Consider the following 16,409-nt stretch of genomic DNA (forward strand, 5'->3'; position numbering starts at 1 on the left):
GCCATCCCCGCCGCCGGCCGGGCGCAGCGGCAGCGACCATACGTCGCAACCATGCCCCCGGCACCCCCCTTTCCGCCGAGTTTCCGCCCCTTCCGCTTGCAGGCATTTGCATTCCCCCGGCGATGCGGGCTATTTGCAGCGCGAACATCATCAGCGGCGGAGGAAACCTATGGCTGTCAAGGTAGCGATCAACGGCTTTGGCCGGATCGGTCGGAACGTGCTGCGCGCGATCATCGAATCGGGGCGCAATGATATCGAGGTCGTGGCGATCAACGACCTGGGCCCGGTCGAAACCAATGCGCATCTGCTGCGCTACGACTCGGTCCACGGCCGCTTCCCCGCCCAGGTCACGGTTTCGGGCGATTCGATCGACGTCGGCCGCGGTCCGATCAAGGTCACGGCGATCCGCAACCCGGCCGACCTGCCCTGGGGCGACATCGACGTCATCATGGAATGCACCGGCATCTTCGCCTCCAAGGAAAAGGTGCAGCCGCACCTGTCGACCGGCGCCAAGCGGGTGCTGATCTCGGCCCCCGGCGACAATGCCGACAAGACCATCGTCTTCGGCGTGAACCACGACACGCTGACAAAGGACGACATCGTCGTCTCGAACGCCAGCTGCACGACGAACTGCCTGTCGCCGGTGGCCAAGGTGCTGAACGATTCGATCGGCATCGCCCGCGGCTTCATGACCACGATCCACAGCTATACCGGCGACCAGCCGACGCTCGACACCATGCACAAGGATCTGTATCGCGCCCGCGCCGCGGCGCTGTCGATGATCCCGACCTCGACCGGCGCGGCCAAGGCCGTGGGCCTGGTGCTGCCCGAACTCAAGGGCCGCCTGGACGGCGTGGCGATCCGCGTGCCGACGCCCAACGTCTCGGTCGTGGACCTGGTCTTCGAAGCCGCCCGCGACACCTCGGTCGAGGAAATCAACCAGGCCATCCGCGCCGCCGCCGACGGCCCGCTGAAGGGCATCCTGGGCTATACCGACGAGCCGCTGGTTTCCTCGGACTTCAACCACGACAGCCACAGCTCGGTCTTCCACATGGACCAGACCAAGGTGATGGAGGGCAAGCTTTGCCGCATCCTGACCTGGTATGACAACGAATGGGGCTTCTCGAACCGCATGTCCGACACCGCGGTCGCCATGGGCAAGCTGATCTGAGCCCACATCTGAACCCGCAAGGGCTCGATCCGAAAACCGAAAGAAACGCGCCCTCGCCGGGCGCGTTTTCATTTCCGGCGGACCGGCGCCGCCGGTCGCCCGTCAGTTCTTGCCCGAAAGGCGCCGCACATTGGCGCGGGTGCGCTTGCGATAGGGCCGCAGCGCCGCCGCCATCACCCGGTCGGCCCGCTCGCCCCGCCCGGCGGCACGCAGCGCGGCCTGCAGCGCCTCGGAGGCGGCATCGGCCTTTTCCACCACCATGCGCTGCGGCTCGGCCGCGTCCTGGCGCACAAGCCCCATCATCCCCGCCGTCCGCAAGGCAATGACCATCTGCGATTCCCAGGCCATGCGCGCCATCTGCTGCCACAACAGCAGCGGCGCCTGCATCGCCGCATAATTCATCTTCCCGAAACCCATCACGAATTCCCTATGAACGAACAACAGGCGGGCAAGGCTGCGCCCATGGCGGGGAAATGCCAAGAGCCCCCGTGGACGGGATCTTTGCCCTATGGCCTTGCTGCCGCACCCGGTATAGAGGGAAAATCATGACCAAATCCGTGACGCTCCGACGCCCCGACGACTGGCACCTGCACCTGCGCGACGGCGCCATGTTGCAGGCAGTGGCTTCATTTTCCGGCCATTTCGGCCGGGCGATCATCATGCCGAACCTGGTGCCGCCGGTGGTGACAGGGGCGCAGGCCGCGGCCTATCGCGACCGCATCCGCGCCGCCCTGGCCCCGGAAATGACGTTGCGTCCCTTGATGACGCTCTACCTGACCGAAACCACCGATCCGGCCGATGTGCTGGCTGCCCATGCGCAGGGAATCATCTCGGCGGTCAAGCTCTACCCGGCCGGGGCGACCACCAATTCGGCCTCGGGCGTGCGCGATTTCGACAAGGTGCGCGGCGTGCTGGAGGCCATGGCCCAGGCCGGCATCCCGCTTTGCTTCCACGGCGAGGTCACGGACCCGGCGGTGGACATCTTCGACCGCGAGGCGGCGTTCATCGACCGCGTCCTGGACCCGATCCGCCGCGCCACGCCCGGCCTGCGGGTGGTGATGGAACATATCACCACCTCGGACGGGGTGGATTACGTCGCGGGCAACGACGACATCGGCGCCACCATCACCACGCATCACCTGGTCATCAACCGCAACCACATCCTGGCGGGCGGCATCCGGCCGCATTACTACTGCCTGCCGGTCGCCAAGCGCGAGACGCACCGGCTGGCGCTGCGCCGCGCGGCGACCTCGGGCGACGCGCGCTTCTTCCTGGGCACCGATTCGGCGCCGCACCCGGACCGCGCCAAGGAATCGGCCTGCGGCTGCGCCGGCTGCTTCACCGCGCCCAACACCATGTCGATCCTGGCCCAGGTCTTCGAGGAGGAGGAGGCGCTCGACCGGCTGGAAGGCTTCACCTCGCTCCACGGCGCCGCTTTCTACCGCATGGAGCCCAACGAGGACCGCATCCGGCTGGTCAGGCGCGAGACGCCCGCCGCATATCCGACCCATATCCCCGCCGGCGACGAAACCGTCACCGTCTTCGACCCCGGCTTCCCGCTCTACTGGCACCTCGAGGATCCCGCATGACCCTGCCCTTCCCCCCGCATGAGGAAATCGCCCGGCTGACCGCCCGCATGCTGCTGGAGATCAAGGCGGTGCATTTCAATGCGGCCGAGCCCTTCACCTATGCCTCGGGGCTGAAGGGGCCGACCTATATCGACTGCCGCAAGCTGATCAGCTTCCCGCGCATCCGCGCGACGCTGATGGACTTCCTGGCGGCGACCGTGCTGCGCGAGGCGGGCTTCGCCGCCTTCGACAACGTGGCCGGCGGCGAGACGGCGGGCATTCCCTTCGCCGCCTGGGTAGCCGAGCGGCTGGAGCTGCCGATGACCTATGTGCGCAAGAAGCCCAAGGGCTACGGCCGCAACGCCCGCATCGAGGGCGCCATGACCGAGGGCCAGCGCGTGCTGCTGGTCGAGGACCTGACCACCGACGGCGGCTCGAAGCTGAGCTTCGTCGACGCGATCCGCGAGACCGGCGCGACCTGCGGCCATACGGCGGTGATCTTCTACTACGGCATCTTCCCGGAAACCACGCAGCGCCTGGCGGACCACGGCGTCAGGCTGCACCATCTCTGCACCTGGTGGGACGTGCTGGCCGAGGCCAAGGCGCAGGGCTTCTACGACGAGGCGACGCTCTCCGAGGTCGAAAGCTTCCTGACCGATCCCCGCGCCTGGCAGGCCGCGCATCCCTGATCCGGCCGGCCCGGCTGCACGGTGGCAAGGGGGTATTTGAGCAACGAAGAAGACCGGGGCACCGCCCTGTCCTTCTCTGTTGGCCAAATACCCATGCCGCCCTTGCCACCCGTGCAGGCGCGGCATTCCGCCCACAGCTTATCCACAGCATATCCCGATGGACCGCGGGGCGCATAAGGTGGATAACGGCCCCCAGCCGAGTCGAAGGTCGGAGACCATGGGATGAGCGAGTTGCGCGCCGTCGAAATCAGGAAGCCCGGCGAGATCGCCGAGGCCGCCGCCGCGCAGGCGGTGCCCTTCTCGATCGAGGCCGAGCAGCAATTGCTGGGCGCGCTCCTGACCAATAACGAGGTCTACGACCACGTCTCGCGCATCATCCAGGCCGGGCATTTCTACGACCCGGTCCATCGCCGCATCTACGAGATCTGCGCCGAGCGCATCGCCAGGAACGCCCTGGCGAGCCCGGTCACGATCAAGGCCTTCATGGAGCATGACGCGGGCCTGAAGGAACTGGGCGGCCCGGCCTATCTGGCGCGGCTGGCGGGGGCGGCGATCTCGTCCCATGCCGCGCGCGACTATGCGCAGATGATCCGCGAATTCGCCCTGCGCCGCGAGTTGATCGGGCTGGGGCAGGACATCGCCGCGCGCGCCGCCACCGTCACGGTCAGCGATTCCGCCGAGGAGCAGATCAAGGAGGCCGAGCAGATCCTCTACAAGCTCGGCGAGCAGGGCGTGGCCGAGCGCGGCTTCCAGAGCTTCCTGGCCGCCGTCACCGGGGCGCTGAACGCCGCCAATGCCGCCTTCAGCCGCGGCGGCGGGCTGTCGGGGATCTCGACCGGGCTCGTGGACCTGGACGGCAAGATGGGCGGGCTGAACCGTTCGGACCTGGTCATCCTGGCCGGGCGGCCGTCGATGGGCAAGACCTCGCTGGCCACGAACATCGCCTTCAACGTCGCCCGCGCGCATCGCCTGGGCGAATTGCCTGACGGCAGCCACGGCACGGTGGCGGGCGGCGTCGTGGGCTTTTTCAGCCTGGAGATGTCGGCCGAGCAATTGGCCGCGCGCATCCTGTCCGAGGCGGCCGAAGTGCCCAGCGAGGCGATCCGCCGCGGCGACATGACCGAGGACGAGTTCCGCCGCTTCGTCAAGGCCGCGCATGACTTGCAGAACTGCCCGCTTTACATCGACGACACCCCCGCCCTGCCGATCAACCAGTTGGCCGCCCGCGCCCGCAAGCTCAAGCGCACCATGGGGCTGGACCTGCTGATCGTGGACTATCTCCAGCTTTTGCGCGCCGCCTCGGCCAAGGACAGCCGCGTCAACGAGGTGAGCGAGATCACCCAAGGGCTGAAGGCCGTCGCCAAGGAACTGGACATCCCCGTCGTCGCGCTGTCGCAGCTGTCGCGCCAGGTCGAGAGCCGCGAGGACAAGCGCCCGCAGCTGTCCGACCTGCGCGAATCCGGCAGCATCGAGCAGGATGCCGACATCGTGATGTTCGTCTTCCGCGAGGAATATTACCGCGAGCGCGAAAAGCCCGCCGACCACGACCTCGACAAGATGGCCACCTGGCAGCAGGTCATGGAATCCTGCCACGGCAAGGCCGAGGTCATCATCGGCAAGCAGCGCCACGGCCCGATCGGCACGGTCGAGCTATCCTTCGAGGGCCGCTTCACCCGCTTCGGCAATCTTGAAAAGCATCGCAGCTGGGATCGCGGTGAATGAACCTGCCGGTGCCGTTCGTCACCATCGGCCTGCTGATCCTGTCGAACCTGTTCATGACCGTCGCCTGGTACGGGCACCTGAAGTTCAAGACCGCGCCGCTCATGCTGGTCATCCTGGTCAGCTGGGGCATCGCCTTCTTCGAATATGTGCTGCAGGTGCCCGCGAACCGCAGCGGCTACGGCCATTTCAACGCCGCGCAGCTCAAGACCATCCAGGAGGTCATCAGCCTGTCGGTCTTCGTGCTGTTCTCCTGGGCGTGGCTGGGCGAGAAGCTGACCTGGAACGTGGCGGCCGGCTTTGCCTGCATCTGCCTGGGCGCCTTCCTGATCTTCCACGATTTCGGCGGCTCGGCGCATTGACGCGAAACTGTGCCCTGTAAACAGGCGATTGCCTTTGCCCGCCGGCCGGGCAAAGGTGCGGGCATGAGCAGCGCGACCCCTTCCCTTCCCCGCCGGCCAAGCATCCTGACCCTGGTTTCCATCTCGGCCGCCGGGGCGCTTTCGATGAACATCTTCCTGCCCTCGCTGCCGGCCATGGCGCGGGATTTCGGCGTGGAATACGGCTTCATGCAGCTGTCCGTCTCGGCCTTCCTGGGGGTCAGCGCAGTGCTGCAACTGCTTTGCGGCCCGATCAGCGACCGCTATGGCCGCCGGCCGGTGGTGCTGGGCTCCTTCGCGATCTTCCTGCTGGCGACCGTGGGGGCGCTGCTGGCCAGGGATGCGGCCTGGTTCATGCTGTTCCGCCTGATCCAGGCGGTCGCCACCACCGGCTTCGTCATCAGCCGCGCCGTGGTGCGCGACATCGTGCCGGCCGAGCAGGCGGCCAGCATGATCGGCTATGTCACCATGGGCATGTCGCTGGTGCCGATGGTCGCGCCCACGCTGGGGGGCGTGCTGGACGAGACCCTGGGCTGGCGCGCCAGCTTCGTCGCCATGGGGCTGACCGGGCTGGCGGTCATGGCGCTTTGCGCCTTCGACCTGCCCGAGACGGCGCGCGGCGGCGGCGTGCCGCTGCGCCGGCAGGTCGCCACCTATCCGGTGCTTGCCCGCTCGCAGCGCTTCTGGGGCTATGCGCTGGCGGCGACGCTCAGCGCGGGGTCGTTCTATGCCTATCTGGGCGGCGCGCCCTTTGTCGGCCAGGTGGTGCTGCACCTGTCGCCGGCCGAGGTCGGCTATTGGTTCGCCGGCCCCTCGATCGGCTATGCGCTGGGGAACTACCTTTCGGCGCGGTTCTCGACCCGCATCGGCATGAACCGGATGATCCTGTCGGGGGCGCTGATCTGCTCGGTCTTCCTGGTGCTGGCGCTGGCGGTGGACCTGATGGGCGGGCTGACGCCGCTGGTCTTCTTCGGCTCGGTCGGGCTGATGGGGCTGGGCAACGGCATGGTGCTGCCCAATGCCAATGCCGGGATGATGAGCGTGCGCCCCGAACTGGCCGGCACCGCCAGCGGGCTGGGCGGCGCCATGGCGGTGGCGGGCGGCGCCGGGCTGGCGGCGCTGGCCGGCGCGCTCTTGCACGACGAATCGGGGGCGGCGCCGCTTCTGGTCATCATGGCCGGGTCGGCCATCGCCTCGATCGGCTTCATCCTCTGGGTCATGATCCGCGAAAGGCAGGTCATCGCCGGCCGCTGATCCCCCTTGCGGCAACGCCTTTGCAAAGCGTATGGCTGCTTTGCAAAGAGGACTCGCATGGCCACACAAAAGATCTATGCCGGCGTCGCCCTGCGCGAGACGCGGGCCCGCGCCGGCCTGACCCAGCGCGCCTTTGCCGACCGGCTGGGCGTGTCGCTGCCCTATCTGTCGCAGATGGAGAACAACCACCGCCCGGTCTCGGCCGGGGTGCTGCTGAAGCTGGCCTCCGAGTTTTCGGTCGATCTGGGCGCCATGGCGGTCGGCGATGCCGAGCGCATGGTGATGGACATGGCCGAGGCGCTGGCCGATCCGCTGTTCGACGCCACGCCGCCCCGCGCCGACCTGCGGCTGGCCGCGACCAACGCCCCGGCGCTGGCGCGCGCCTTCCTGGACCTCTATCGCGCCCATCGCGAGGGGCAGGAGCGGCTGGCGGCGCTGGACGAGGCGCTGGGGGCGGGGGCGCAGAACGCCACCCCCTCGCCCTGGGAAGAGGTGCGCGACTTCTTCCACTACTGCGACAACTATATCGACGCGGTGGACCACGCCGCCGAGCATTTCGCCCGCATCCGCCCCGAGCAGCGCCCGCTGGACCGCGCCATCGCCGCCCTGGCCGAGCGCGGCATCGAGGTGGTAACGGCCGAGCTGGGCAGCGGCCCGGTCTATCTGCGCGACGGCAAGCGCATCACCCTGAACGCGGCGGCCGAGCCCGCCACGCAAGCCTTCCAGCTGCTGCACCTGCTGGCGCTGGAATCGCGCGGCGACCTGCTGGAGGCGACGCTGGAACTGGCGCGCTTTCGCAGCGGCTCGGCCCGCGACATCGCCCGGCTGGGGCTGGCGAACTATTTCGCCGGCGCGGCGATGATGCCCTATTCGCGCTTCCTGGCCACCGCGCGGGCCGAGCGGCACGACCTCGAGCGGCTGGCGCATCTGTTCCACGCCTCGCTGGAACAGGTGGCGCATCGGCTCTCGACCCTGCAACGCGGCGGCGACCGGGGGGTGCCGTTCTTTTTCGTCCGCGTCGACCAGGCGGGCACCATCACCAAGCGCCATTCCGCCACGCGGATGCAATTCGCCCGCTTCGGCGGCGCCTGTCCGCTGTGGAACGTGCATCAGGCCTTCGAGACGCCCGGCCGCTTCCTGCGCCAGCTGGCCGAGACGCCGGACGGCAAGCGCTACCTGCTGCTGGCGCGGGACGTGTCCAAGCCCGCGGGCGCCTTTGGCGCGCCGGTGCGCCGCTTCGCCATCGGCCTGGGCTGCGAGATCAGCCATGCCCGCGACGTGGTCTATGCCGACGGGCTGGACATCGGCAATCCGCAGCTGTTCGAGCCGATCGGCGTCTCCTGCCGGATCTGCCCGCGGCCGAACTGCCACCAGCGCTCGGTGCCGCCGGTGGACCGCCATATCCGCATCCCGGCGGATCGCCCCGGCCCGCTGCCCTACGAGATCGCCTGAAACCGCCGCAAACGCCGCGACCCGCGGCGCGGTTCCCGGCGCGCAGGCGGAACAGCCGCGGGGAATCACTGAACCGGCCAGTCTGAACCCGTTCGTTTGCCCATTTTGCGGGCAGCGTCATCCGGCCGCCTGCTGCGCCGAACCGAACCGGACGGTCAAGACGCGCCATCCGATTCCGCGGGGAAAAATGCCTTCAATCTTTCATAGATTCATGGAAAGGCCCGTTCCCATCAACCCATGGTTGCAGTTTTGGCCCCTTTGCGCCCGGCGGATAACCACCCGCGCCGCCAGCCCCGATCGGCGTCAATCCGCCCAAGCTTCGGGCAGGCCCCCCGCCCCTGTTGCGCTTTGACCACAGGTCGGATTTATCCGTGCGCAGCCATGACCGCCTTTGCCCGGCAGGTCGGCCGAAACAACATGGACCTGGGACATTGCGGATCACCCACAGCCTGAATTCGGTGCTTGAGCGCTGGCTGCCAGAACAGCGCCTTTTCCTGAAGTCGGACAAGACCACCCGCTTCCTGCGGCTGCGTCCGGCCACGCAGCTTCTTGCCCTGGGGGGCATCGCGCTGGTCTTCGGCTGGTCGATCATCGCCAGCTCGATCCTGGTCATCGACGCGATCAGCGCCGGCTCGTCGCGCCACCAGGCCCGGCTGGCGCAAAGCGCCCTGGAAGCGCGGCTGACCGACCTTTCCGCCGAACGCGACCGCCGCGCCGCCGAGGCGGTGGCGGCGCAGAACCGCTTTGCCGTGGCGCTGGACCAGGTCTCGCACATGCAATCGCTGCTGCTGGAGACCGAGGCGCAGCGGCGCGAACTGGAAACCGGGCTGGGCGCGGTGCAGGCCGACCTGCAGGACGCGGTGAAGGCCCGCCAGCAGGCCGAGGCGCTGGCCGGCCCCGAGGGCGAGGCCGCCCCCGTCCGCACCGCCGAACTGCAGGCCGCGCTGGACATCCTGGCGGGCGAGCTGAAACAGGCCGCCGGCCAGCGCATTGAGGCGGTGCAGCAGGCCGAGGACGCCCGCCGCCTGGCCGAGGCCGTCACGCTGGAGCGCGACCAGATCGTCGCCCGCAACGACGAGATCCTGTCGCAGCTGGAAGACGCCGTGTCCGTCTCGGTCAAGCCGCTGGACGACATGTTCCGCAGCGTCGGCATGAACCCGGACGAGATCCTGCGCACCGTGCGCCGCGGCTATGCCGGGCAGGGCGGCCCGCTGAACCCGGTCAGCTATTCCTCCAGCGGAAATGCCGAGATCAGCCAGGGCGAGGCCAAGGCGCAAGAGATCCTGATCACCCTGGACCAGATGAACAGCTACCGCATCGCGGTCGAGAAGATGCCGCTGGCCATGCCGGTGAAATCGGCCTTCCGCTATACCTCGCCCTTCGGCCGCCGCTGGGGCCGCGCGCATGAGGGCATCGACATGGCCGCCCCGGTCGGCACCCCGGTCTATGCCACGGGCGAGGGCACGGTGATCTTTGCCGGCTGGCAGCGCGGCTACGGCAACCTGATCAAGATCCGGCACGAGCTGGGCACCGAGACCCGCTATGGCCACCTGTCCAAGATTCGCGTGAAGGCCGGTCAAAAGGTGTCGCGCGGCAGCCAGATCGGTGATATGGGCAATACCGGCAGATCGACCGGGCCGCATCTTCACTATGAAGTCCGCGTGAACGGCCGTGCCGTGAATCCCATGAGCTTCATCAAGGCAGCCCAAAATGTTTTCTAAGACCCGTGTTACCGAACCCGGCCCCCGTACCCAGCCGACCCCCGAGCCCGAACCGGCGCGCGGCCTTGACACGAGTTACGACATTCCGGCAGCCGCGGCCCCGCGTGCGCGCACCGCGCCTTCGGTGCTGTCCGCGGACCTGACCGTCACCGGCAACATCCAGACCCAGGGCGACGTCCAGGTCGAAGGCACCGTCGAGGGCGACATCCGCGCCCATCAGCTGATCGTCGGCGAAAGCGCCACCATCCGCGGCGAGATCGTCGCCGAGGAGGTCGTGGTGAACGGCCGTGTCGTTGGCCGCGTCCGCGGCCTCAAGGTCCGCCTGACCGCCACCGCGCGGGTCGAGGGCGACATCATCCACAAGACCATCGCCATCGAATCCGGCGCCCATTTCGAGGGCTCGGTCCAGCGCCAGGAAGATCCGCTGGCCAATGGCGTGACCCCCAAGCTGGCACCGCCCGCCCGCGCGGCCAATGCCGAAGCCGAGTGATCCCGGCATCGGCGCAAGATCGGTGCAAGATAGATGATCGGGCGGCCGCGGGGCCGCCCTTTTTCATGGCTCGGGGTCCGGCATCAGCAGCCGGTACATGTGCCAGCTGGCATGGCCCAGCACCGGCAGCACGACGAAAAGCCCCAGGAACAGCGGCGCGATGCCCGCGAACAGCAGCGTGGCGATGACCACGGCCCAGGACAGCATCACCGGCAGGTTCGCCCCCACCGCCTGGAAGCTGGCGATGATGGCCGAGACCAGGTCCACCTCGCGGTCCAGGATCAGCGGCAGCCCGACCACGGTGATCGAGAACAGCACCGCGGCAAAGCCCGCCCCGATCGCCGTGCCCGCCCCCAGCATCACCAGCCCGCGGCCCTGCAGCAGCACCTCGGGCGAGGAGGTGATGTTGGTCAGCGCCGAAACGCCCATGAACAGCGCGAAGGTGGTATGGGCGACAAAGACCCAGAACATGAACATCAGCAGGATGACCATGGCCATCGACGGCACCTGCCGGTCCTTTTGCGCGATGACCACGGCCAGCACCTCGCGCCAGATCAGCGGCCGGTCCGATTCGATGCGCCGGCTGACCTCGTAGAGGCCGACGGCGGCAAAGGGCGCGATCAGCGGAAAGCCGACGATGAAGGGCATCAGCCACCATTCCTGCCCCGCCGCCGTGGCCACCGCGGTCAGCACCAGCCCGCCCGCGACATAGAAGGCCGCGAACAGCAGGCCAAAGGCCGGGGCGCGGCGGAAATCCCGCCATCCCGCCGCCAGCACCGCCGGGATGGCGTCCAGCCCGATCACCGCCGGCAGCGGGATCTCGTCCGGGCCCGGATCGGGCAAGGGGTCGGGCAGCGGCTGCCGCTCGGGCTCGGGGATGGGGGTGGGAATGGGCTTGGGGTCCGAATCGGTAAATACCATCTGCTCCTCCGTCAATGCGACGAAGGTTAGCAGGCCCGCGGCAAAGAAAAAGCCTTAGCGCGCGAAGCGCTCGACCAGCGCGTCCCGGACGGCGGGGGGAACGAATTTCGACACGTCCCCGCCCAGCCGCGCGATCTCCTTGACCAGTTTCGAGGCGATGGCCTGCCGGCGGGCGTCGGCCATCAGGAAGACCGTCTCGATGCTGTCGTCCATGGCGCGGTTCATGCCGACCATCTGGAATTCGTATTCGAAATCCGCCACCGCCCGCAGGCCGCGCACGATCACCGTGGCGCCGACGTCGCGGGCGCAGTCGATCAGCAGGTTCTCGAACGGGTGGACCACGATCTCGCCGCCGCGCTTGGCGACGATGCGGTCGCATTCCTCGCGCACCATGGCGACGCGGTCCTCCAGCGCGAACAGCGGGCTCTTGTCGCGGTTGATGGCGACGCCGATCACCAGCCGGTCCACCAGCTCCAGCGCGCGCTGGATGATGTCCAGGTGGCCCAGGGTGATGGGATCGAAGGTGCCTGGGTAAAGCCCGATGCGCATGGGGTGCCGTCTCCTCGCCGAATGCCGGCAGTCAAACAGGGTTTCGCCAAGGAATGCAAGACCATGCGCCCGTCCCGCATGTCGCGGGGCGGGCCAGCGGGCCGGGTCAGTTGCCCATGATCATCCCGGTCAGCGCCTCTTTTTCCGCCGCGAGTTCCTTGAGCCGGGCCGAAACCGCATCGCCGATCGAGACGATGCCGACCATCTCGCCCCGCTCGTCCACCACCGGCAGGTGGCGGAAGCGGCCCTGGGTCATGCGGTCCAGAATCACCAGCGCATCCTCGCCCGTGGTGCAGGTCGCCAGCTTGCGGGTCATCAGCTCGGTGATCGGCTGCTCCAGGACGGCGGCGCCGCGCTTGCCCAGTTCGCGCACCACGTCGCGTTCCGACAGGATGCCCAGCGGGATCTTGCCGTCCTCGGATACCACGATCGCACCGATGCGCTTTTCCGAAAGCAGCTTCGTGGCCTCGGCCACGCTGGTTTCCGGGCCGACGGTGAAAATCTCGCCGCTGGCCTTCATCGACAGGATCTGGTTGACGAGCATTGCTGTTCCTCCTCCGGGTTGGCGCAAGCGTCCTGACGCCCAGCGTCACCTCAACCCCGGCTTGCGTCAAGCCCGATGTTGCAGTGCAGCGATCAAGGGATGACAAGCGCCTGGAGCCGCGCCACCTCGGCCCGGATGCCCTGCGCCAGCGCATCCGCCAGCCGGTTCATCCGCTGCGAGCGGCGGTCGTCGGCATGCCGGATCAGCCAGAAGCTGCGCGTCAGCGAAACCTGCTCGGTCAGCACCCGCCGCACGCCGGGACAAAAGGGAATCGCGAAGTCATGCACGATGCCCAGGCCCGCGCCGACCCGGATCGCCTGCATCTGCACCGAGACCGAGTTCGAGGTCAGCGCCGCCCATTCCGCCCCCGTCTCGGTCAGGTAATCCAGTTCGCGGTCGAAGATCATGTCGGCGATATAGCCGATCATGCGATGGCCGCGCAGATCCTCGCGCGAGCGGATCGGCGGATGGGCGCGCAGGTAGTCCTCATGCGCCGCCAGGTGCAGCTGGTAGTCGGTCAGCCGCTGCACCACCAGCCGCCCGGCCTGCGGCTGCGAGACGGCGATGGCCATGTCCGCCTCGCGCTTGGACAGGTTGAAGACCCGCGGCAGGGCGACGATCTGGATCTCCAGCCGCGGATGCGCCTCGGACAGGCGCGCGCAGACCTGCGGCAGCAGGTAGTTGGCACAGCCGTCCGGCGCGCCGATGCGCAATTGCCCGGCCAGGTCGCCGGGGCCGGTCAGCGCCTCCTCGGCGCCGCTCAGCGCCGCCTCGACTGCCTCGGCATGGGGCAGCAGCCGCTCGCCCTCGGGCGCCAGGCCGTAGCCCTGCGGCGTCTTGATGAAAAGCTTGGCCCCCAGCGCGCCTTCCAGCCGCGCCACCCGCCGGCCCACGGTCGAGGCGTCGATGCCCAGCCGCCGCCCGGCCCCCGACAGGCTGTCGGCCCGCGCCACGGCCAGGAAAATGCGCAGGTCGTCCCAGTCCATGCCCGCCGCCTTTGCAGAAATGCAAAACCCTTTTGCCAGACTTCCTCTTTTTCCGGCAATGCTGCAAGTCTATGATCCCCCCGAAACCTGAACCCCTCGGGAGGCACCCATGGAAGAACTGAGCCACTGGATCGACGGCAAAGAGGTCAAGGGCACCTCGGGCCGCTTCAGCGATGTCATGAACCCCGCGACCGGCGAGGTGATCGCCAGGCTGCCGCTGGCCACCCCGGCCGAGCTGGACGCCGCCGTGAAGAGCGCCGAAAAGGCACAGGTCGCCTGGGCCGCCACCAACCCGCAGCGCCGCGCGCGGGTGATGATGAAATTCGGCCAGCTGATCCAGGACAACATGGATGCCCTGGCCGAGCTGGTCTCGCGCGAGCATGGCAAGACCCTGCCCGACGCGCGCGGCGACGTGCAGCGCGGGCTCGAGGTGATCGAGGTCTGCATGGGCGTGCCCGCGATGCTCAAGGGCGAGTTCACCGACAATGCCGGCCCCGGCATCGACCTTTACTCGATGCGCCAGCCGCTGGGCGTGGTCGCGGCCATCACCCCCTTCAACTTCCCGGCGATGATTCCGCTGTGGAAGATGGGCCCGGCGCTTTCGGCCGGCAACGCGATGATCCTGAAGCCGTCCGAGCGCGTGCCCTCGACCTCGATCATGCTGGCCAAGCTCGCGCAAGAGGCCGGGCTGCCCGACGGCGTGCTGCAGGTCGTCAACGGCGACAAGGAGATCGTGGACGCGATCCTCGACCATCCGACCGTGCAGGCGGTGGGCTTCGTCGGCTCGACCCCGATCGCGCAATACATCTATGGCCGCGCCGCGACCAACGGCAAGCGCGCGCAATGCTTCGGCGGCGCCAAGAACCACATGCTGATCATGCCCGATGCCGACCTGGACAAGGCGGCGGACGCGCTGGTCGGCGCCGGCTTCGGCGCGGCGGGCGAACGCTGCATGGCGATCTCGGTCGCGGTGCCGGTGGGCGACAAGACCGCCGACGCGCTGATCGAGCGGCTGATCCCCAAGATCGAGAAGCTGAAGGTCGCCCCCTATACCGCCGGCGAGGACGTGGATTTCGGCCCGGTCATCACCAAGGCCGCGCAGGAACGCATCAACCGGCTGATCGATTCCGGCGTGGAACAGGGCGCCAAGCTGGTGGTGGACGGCCGCGGGCTGAAGATCCAGGGCTATGAGAACGGCTTCTTCTGCGGCCCGTCGCTTTTCGACAACGTGACCCGCGACATGGACATCTACAAGGAAGAGATCTTCGGCCCGGTGCTGTCCACCGTGCGCGCGCAAAGCTACGAGGACGCGCTGAACCTGGTCATGGACAACGACTACGGCAACGGCACGGCGATCTATACCGCCGACGGCGACACGGCGCGCGACTTCGCCAGCCGGGTGAACGTGGGCATGGTCGGCATCAACTTCCCGATCCCGGTGCCGCTGAGCTACTACACCTTCGGCGGCTGGAAGAAGTCGGCCTTCGGCGACCTGAACCAGTATGGCCCGGACGCCTTCCGCTTCTACACCAAGACCAAGACCGTGACCGCCCGCTGGTTCTCGGGCATCAAGGACGGCGTGGCGCTGAACTTCAAGGCCATGGACTGACGGCAGGGGCGGGCGGGGGCTCTGCCCCCGCGTGCCCTGCACCCCTCGACGGGGTGCAGGGCACGCTCCCCCGGGATATTTCGACACGAAAGAAGCCGGGACGGCGACCTCCGCAGTTTCGCGCAAGGCTGCAAAACTGGCGCAACATTTCCCGGCCATGACCGGGCAAGGCAATTCATCACGAAAGACATGAGGGGGAGAGCATGGATTTCGGTCTGAGCGAGGAACAGGCGGCGATCTTCGATCTGGCTCGGGATTTCGGGGCCGATCATATCGCGCCGCAGGCCCGCGCCTGGGAAGAGGCGGGGACCATCCCGCGCGCCTTGTGGGCGCAGGCGGCCGAACTGGGCCTGGGCGGGGTCTATGTCGGCGAGGAGCATGGCGGCACCGGGCTTTCGCGGCTGGACGCCACGCTGGTCTTCGAGGCGCTGGCCATGGCCTGCCCCTCGGTCGGCTCGTTCCTGTCGATCCACAACATGTGCGGCGGCATGATCGACAAGTTCGGCACCCCCGCGAACAAGGCGCGCTGGCTGCCCGGCCTGTGCAGCATGGAGACGGTGTTCTCCTATTGCCTGACCGAGCCCGGCGCCGGTTCCGACGCCGCCGCCCTGCGCACGCGCGCCGAGCGGGTCGAGGGCGGCTGGAAGCTGAACGGCACCAAGGCCTTCATCTCGGGCGGCAGCTATTCGGATTGCTACCTGGTCATGGCCCGCACCGGCCAGGACGGGCCGCGCGGCATCTCGACCATGGTGGTCGAGGCCGGCACGCCCGGCCTCAGCTTCGGCGCGCTCGAGCACAAGATGGGCTGGAAGGCGCAGCCGACCGCCCAGGTGCAGTTCGACGATTGCGTCATCCCCGAAGAGAACCTGATCGGCGAGGAGGGCCGCGGCTTTGCCTATGCCATGGCCGGCCTGGACGGCGGGCGGCTGAACATCTCGGCCGGCGCGCTGGGGGGCGCGCAGGCGGCGCTGGAGGCGACCCTGCGCTACATGGGCGAGCGCCGCGCCTTCGGCCAGACGCTGGACCAGTTCCAGGCGCTGCAGTTCCGCCTGGCCGAGATGGAGACGGCGCTGCAATCGGCGCGCATCTTCCTGCGCCAGGCCGCCTGGAAGCTGGACCGCGGCGCGCCCGACGCGACCAAGTTCTGCGCCATGGCCAAGCTGCATGTCACCGACCGCGCCTTCGAGGTCGCCAACCAATGCCTGCAGCTGCATGGCGGCTATGGCTACCTGGCCGATTACGGCATCGAGAAGATCGTGCGCGACCTGCGCGTGCACCAGATCCTGGAAGGCACCAACGAGATCATGCGGCTGATCGTCGGCCGCGCCCTGCTGGCGGAGCGTGACTGATGGCCGA

16 protein-coding genes are annotated in these 16,409 nt (G+C 68.2%); 11 read left to right on the forward strand and 5 right to left on the reverse strand.

Annotation, left to right across the window (positions count from 1 at the left end):
- The first annotated feature begins 169 nt into the window (after positions 1–169).
- A complete protein-coding gene (gap, locus tag E3U25_RS09845) occupies positions 170–1,171 on the forward strand; it encodes a type I glyceraldehyde-3-phosphate dehydrogenase (protein ID WP_036760081.1) in 1,002 nt (333 codons plus the stop codon).
- A gap of 102 nt (positions 1,172–1,273) precedes the next feature.
- Here gap and E3U25_RS09850 read toward each other — a convergent pair whose 3' ends face one another.
- Positions 1,274–1,588: an antibiotic ABC transporter gene (locus E3U25_RS09850; RefSeq protein ID WP_083539132.1), complete on the reverse strand. Its 315-nt coding sequence runs from the start codon at positions 1,586–1,588 to the stop codon at positions 1,274–1,276.
- A gap of 128 nt (positions 1,589–1,716) precedes the next feature.
- On the opposite strand from E3U25_RS09850, the gene pyrC reads away from it, so the two are divergent.
- From pyrC to E3U25_RS09890, 8 genes are all read left to right on the forward strand, one after another.
- Positions 1,717–2,760, forward strand: a complete 1,044-nt coding sequence (gene pyrC, locus E3U25_RS09855; RefSeq protein ID WP_116220511.1) for a dihydroorotase — start codon at positions 1,717–1,719, stop codon at positions 2,758–2,760.
- Positions 2,757–3,428 carry an orotate phosphoribosyltransferase gene (locus tag E3U25_RS09860; protein ID WP_036760086.1) on the forward strand — a complete coding sequence of 224 codons (672 nt, stop codon included), beginning with the start codon at positions 2,757–2,759 and terminating at the stop codon, positions 3,426–3,428. The genes pyrC and E3U25_RS09860 overlap by 4 nt, the downstream gene beginning before the upstream one ends.
- A gap of 222 nt (positions 3,429–3,650) precedes the next feature.
- Positions 3,651–5,150 carry a replicative DNA helicase gene (locus E3U25_RS09865; protein WP_116220510.1) on the forward strand — a complete coding sequence of 500 codons (1,500 nt, stop codon included), beginning with the start codon at positions 3,651–3,653 and terminating at the stop codon, positions 5,148–5,150.
- Positions 5,147–5,509 (forward strand): DMT family protein, encoded by a 363-nt coding sequence (locus E3U25_RS09870; protein WP_036760088.1) that lies wholly within the window; start codon positions 5,147–5,149, stop codon positions 5,507–5,509. The genes E3U25_RS09865 and E3U25_RS09870 overlap by 4 nt, the downstream gene beginning before the upstream one ends.
- 63 nt (positions 5,510–5,572) lie before the next feature.
- Positions 5,573–6,781: a multidrug effflux MFS transporter gene (locus E3U25_RS09875; protein WP_114537613.1), complete on the forward strand. Its 1,209-nt coding sequence runs from the start codon at positions 5,573–5,575 to the stop codon at positions 6,779–6,781.
- 57 nt (positions 6,782–6,838) lie between these two features.
- Entirely contained in the window at positions 6,839–8,233 is a 1,395-nt protein-coding gene (locus E3U25_RS09880; protein ID WP_036760093.1) for a helix-turn-helix domain-containing protein, read from the forward strand.
- A 431-nt stretch (positions 8,234–8,664) separates the two neighbouring features.
- Positions 8,665–9,954 (forward strand): M23 family metallopeptidase, encoded by a 1,290-nt coding sequence (locus E3U25_RS09885; RefSeq protein WP_072462482.1) that lies wholly within the window; start codon positions 8,665–8,667, stop codon positions 9,952–9,954.
- Entirely contained in the window at positions 9,944–10,444 is a 501-nt protein-coding gene (locus E3U25_RS09890; protein WP_072462481.1) for a bactofilin family protein, read from the forward strand. The genes E3U25_RS09885 and E3U25_RS09890 overlap by 11 nt, the downstream gene beginning before the upstream one ends.
- A gap of 63 nt (positions 10,445–10,507) precedes the next feature.
- On the opposite strand, the gene E3U25_RS09895 is transcribed toward E3U25_RS09890, so the two are convergent.
- From E3U25_RS09895 to E3U25_RS09910, 4 genes are all read right to left on the reverse strand, one after another.
- Positions 10,508–11,365: a DUF2189 domain-containing protein gene (locus E3U25_RS09895; RefSeq protein ID WP_116221644.1), complete on the reverse strand. Its 858-nt coding sequence runs from the start codon at positions 11,363–11,365 to the stop codon at positions 10,508–10,510.
- A gap of 54 nt (positions 11,366–11,419) precedes the next feature.
- Positions 11,420–11,914, reverse strand: coding sequence for a pantetheine-phosphate adenylyltransferase (gene coaD / locus E3U25_RS09900; RefSeq protein ID WP_036761068.1), 495 nt, complete (start codon positions 11,912–11,914; stop codon positions 11,420–11,422).
- A 106-nt stretch (positions 11,915–12,020) separates the two neighbouring features.
- Positions 12,021–12,458, reverse strand: a complete 438-nt coding sequence (locus E3U25_RS09905) for a CBS domain-containing protein (protein WP_036761065.1) — start codon at positions 12,456–12,458, stop codon at positions 12,021–12,023.
- A gap of 92 nt (positions 12,459–12,550) precedes the next feature.
- Positions 12,551–13,444 carry a LysR family transcriptional regulator gene (locus tag E3U25_RS09910; protein ID WP_036761062.1) on the reverse strand — a complete coding sequence of 298 codons (894 nt, stop codon included), beginning with the start codon at positions 13,442–13,444 and terminating at the stop codon, positions 12,551–12,553.
- A gap of 109 nt (positions 13,445–13,553) precedes the next feature.
- Here E3U25_RS09910 and E3U25_RS09915 point away from each other — a divergent pair, with 109 nt between their 5' ends.
- Together E3U25_RS09915 and E3U25_RS09920 are read left to right on the forward strand one after the other, a co-directional pair.
- Positions 13,554–15,053 carry a CoA-acylating methylmalonate-semialdehyde dehydrogenase gene (locus E3U25_RS09915; protein ID WP_036761059.1) on the forward strand — a complete coding sequence of 500 codons (1,500 nt, stop codon included), beginning with the start codon at positions 13,554–13,556 and terminating at the stop codon, positions 15,051–15,053.
- Positions 15,054–15,256: 203 nt separating this feature from the next.
- Complete coding sequence (locus E3U25_RS09920) at positions 15,257–16,402, forward strand: acyl-CoA dehydrogenase family protein (RefSeq protein ID WP_036761056.1); 1,146 nt, start codon at positions 15,257–15,259, stop codon at positions 16,400–16,402.
- Positions 16,403–16,409 lie beyond the last annotated feature (7 nt).

It is taken from the genome of Paracoccus versutus (genome assembly GCF_029909795.1).
In the GTDB taxonomy this organism is placed as follows: Bacteria; Pseudomonadota; Alphaproteobacteria; order Rhodobacterales; family Rhodobacteraceae; genus Paracoccus; species Paracoccus versutus.

Coding starts and splice junctions, on each gene's coding strand:
- gap (WP_036760081.1), top strand. CDS start 170: ATGGCTGTCAAGGTAGCGATCAACGGCTTTGGCCGGATCGGTCGGAAC.
- E3U25_RS09850 (WP_083539132.1), bottom strand. CDS start 1,588: ATGGGTTTCGGGAAGATGAATTATGCGGCGATGCAGGCGCCGCTGCTG.
- pyrC (WP_116220511.1), top strand. CDS start 1,717: ATGACCAAATCCGTGACGCTCCGACGCCCCGACGACTGGCACCTGCAC.
- E3U25_RS09860 (WP_036760086.1), top strand. CDS start 2,757: ATGACCCTGCCCTTCCCCCCGCATGAGGAAATCGCCCGGCTGACCGCC.
- E3U25_RS09865 (WP_116220510.1), top strand. CDS start 3,651: ATGAGCGAGTTGCGCGCCGTCGAAATCAGGAAGCCCGGCGAGATCGCC.
- E3U25_RS09870 (WP_036760088.1), top strand. CDS start 5,147: ATGAACCTGCCGGTGCCGTTCGTCACCATCGGCCTGCTGATCCTGTCG.
- E3U25_RS09875 (WP_114537613.1), top strand. CDS start 5,573: ATGAGCAGCGCGACCCCTTCCCTTCCCCGCCGGCCAAGCATCCTGACC.
- E3U25_RS09880 (WP_036760093.1), top strand. CDS start 6,839: ATGGCCACACAAAAGATCTATGCCGGCGTCGCCCTGCGCGAGACGCGG.
- E3U25_RS09890 (WP_072462481.1), top strand. CDS start 9,944: ATGTTTTCTAAGACCCGTGTTACCGAACCCGGCCCCCGTACCCAGCCG.
- E3U25_RS09895 (WP_116221644.1), bottom strand. CDS start 11,365: ATGGTATTTACCGATTCGGACCCCAAGCCCATTCCCACCCCCATCCCC.
- coaD (WP_036761068.1), bottom strand. CDS start 11,914: ATGCGCATCGGGCTTTACCCAGGCACCTTCGATCCCATCACCCTGGGC.
- E3U25_RS09905 (WP_036761065.1), bottom strand. CDS start 12,458: ATGCTCGTCAACCAGATCCTGTCGATGAAGGCCAGCGGCGAGATTTTC.
- E3U25_RS09910 (WP_036761062.1), bottom strand. CDS start 13,444: ATGGACTGGGACGACCTGCGCATTTTCCTGGCCGTGGCGCGGGCCGAC.
- E3U25_RS09915 (WP_036761059.1), top strand. CDS start 13,554: ATGGAAGAACTGAGCCACTGGATCGACGGCAAAGAGGTCAAGGGCACC.
- E3U25_RS09920 (WP_036761056.1), top strand. CDS start 15,257: ATGGATTTCGGTCTGAGCGAGGAACAGGCGGCGATCTTCGATCTGGCT.